General features: G+C 28.2%; 3 protein-coding genes. 2 read left to right on the top strand and 1 reads right to left on the bottom strand.

All coding sequences use genetic code 11. The features are described 5' to 3' along the window. A partial coding sequence (locus tag KPL54_RS25665; protein WP_253203814.1) for a hypothetical protein occupies positions 1-374 on the top strand: 374 nt, incomplete at its 5' end. A gap of 62 nt (positions 375-436) precedes the next feature. Here the strand turns inward: KPL54_RS25665 and KPL54_RS25660 are convergent. Further along, positions 437-958, bottom strand: a complete 522-nt coding sequence (locus KPL54_RS25660) for a hypothetical protein (protein WP_216109310.1) — start codon at positions 956-958, stop codon at positions 437-439. Between the two features lie 227 nt (positions 959-1,185). Here KPL54_RS25660 and KPL54_RS25655 point away from each other — a divergent pair, with 227 nt between their 5' ends. Then, positions 1,186-1,464, top strand: a complete 279-nt coding sequence (locus KPL54_RS25655; protein ID WP_216109309.1) for a hypothetical protein — start codon at positions 1,186-1,188, stop codon at positions 1,462-1,464. Positions 1,465-1,648 lie beyond the last annotated feature (184 nt).

Genomic DNA, 1,648 nt, shown 5'->3' with positions numbered 1-1,648 from the left:
TAACTTCAACTGGTGAAGTGTTAGTAGATTACAATTATGCTTATGACTTAAATGGTAATAGAATAGAAAAAGTAAGCAGTAAACATAAAAACAACTACACCTATGACAGCATGAATAGAGTAAAAGATTCAAGCTATGATGGAAGACAAGAGAGATTCACCTATGATAAGGTCGGCAACAGATTAACAAAAACAACAAATGATATAACTGACAAGTATGTTTATAATGTAAAGAACCAGCTAAAGGAACTACATAGAGATTCTGGAACAAATTTCTTTGCTTATGATAAACAAGGCAATACAATAAGGGAAGAAAGTAACTTAGGTGCTAACACCTTCGAGTACAATACCTTAAACCAACAAGTAGTTTTATGAAATTATTACAGTAACTTGTATATCAAAAGAACCCACAAAAGTGAGTTCTTAATAATTATCATTTAGTTAAATAAACCTAATAAATAAAAACCACCAAAAACAAAAATTATAGCTAACACTACACCTAATAGTCTACGCCCGATACTTATTTTCTTAACATCACTAAGTTCACCATCGGCTGCTTCTAAATCTTCTTTTCCAGATAATACATATTCAGCATATTCAGAATTTTTATTCATGTACCAATCTTTATTCTGTGGATTCTTTTTCACCATTTTTTTAGCGAATATAAAATCATGTATTACTTTATTTTCAAAATCAAATGCACTTATTTTTTCAGCCTTTTTTTGTGCTAATCCACCCATAATAGATAAAATGATGCCTACTACTACAACCACTGGGATAGCAAATTGAATGTCTTGTTTATAATTTGGATTTACTGCGGTTGAGATACCTACTAACAACATAATAATTGAAAATGCACAAATCCAACAAAACGCTTTTAAAATTGCTCCTAATACATTTAAAATGGTTGCATGTTTACTCCACTCGTAAATTTTATAACGTACGCTAATAAAATACATAAAATACCCCCTAATAATATAATTACTTAAATATTATAACATCTTTATTATATTTATAATAGTTATCCATATTGACTACTAATTAACATTTAACCCATTTTATATTAATGATAAATGGATTAAAAAATATAACGATTTAAAGAACTTTGAAAGTCAATAAATGACAGTTGATATTATGAGGTGAACCCTGAAGACTTTAAGGGTGGTGTTCCGAGGAAGTAGTTCAAATGTACCCGGATGTAATTACGCAGCAAGATACAGACAATATTGAAAATGATGATATGATCTACATGCTAAAAGAAGAGTGTATTATTCCATATAACAACTCAAATAAAACGGTAATATTAAAAATTAAGTTTTTAGATGAGAGAAGGGATAAAGATTTTATTAAGTGGGAAGCTCAAATATATATAGATGACAATTTAGATAATCAGTGTGATGAAATTGAATTATGCAGATTTACAGCAAAAACAGGAGCTATTCTTAGAACTGATTATGTCAGTTAAGGAAATTCAGGATGTTGCACAACATATGAAGTTGATAAATACAATTATTCAATAAAAAAAGCATTACAAGAATATAGGATTAAATCAGAAAATGGAATTAATGGTTTAAACGAGATCAATTTAATAAGTTATGAGGTAATAACGTATAAAGTAATGTATTTATACAATTTAGTAAACTTTAAAG

The organism is Clostridium estertheticum (genome assembly GCF_018861295.1).
Classification (GTDB): Bacteria; Bacillota; Clostridia; order Clostridiales; family Clostridiaceae; genus Clostridium_AD; species Clostridium_AD estertheticum_D.
Note: the sequence above shows the minus strand (reverse complement) of the source record. Positions and strands in the feature narration are given on the sequence as shown.

What these genes read in the sequence shown, in the direction of transcription:
- KPL54_RS25655 (WP_216109309.1), top strand. Translation starts at nt 1,186, where the DNA reads ATGTACCCGGATGTAATTACGCAGCAAGATACAGACAATATTGAAAAT.
- KPL54_RS25660 (WP_216109310.1), bottom strand. Translation starts at nt 958, where the DNA reads ATGTATTTTATTAGCGTACGTTATAAAATTTACGAGTGGAGTAAACAT.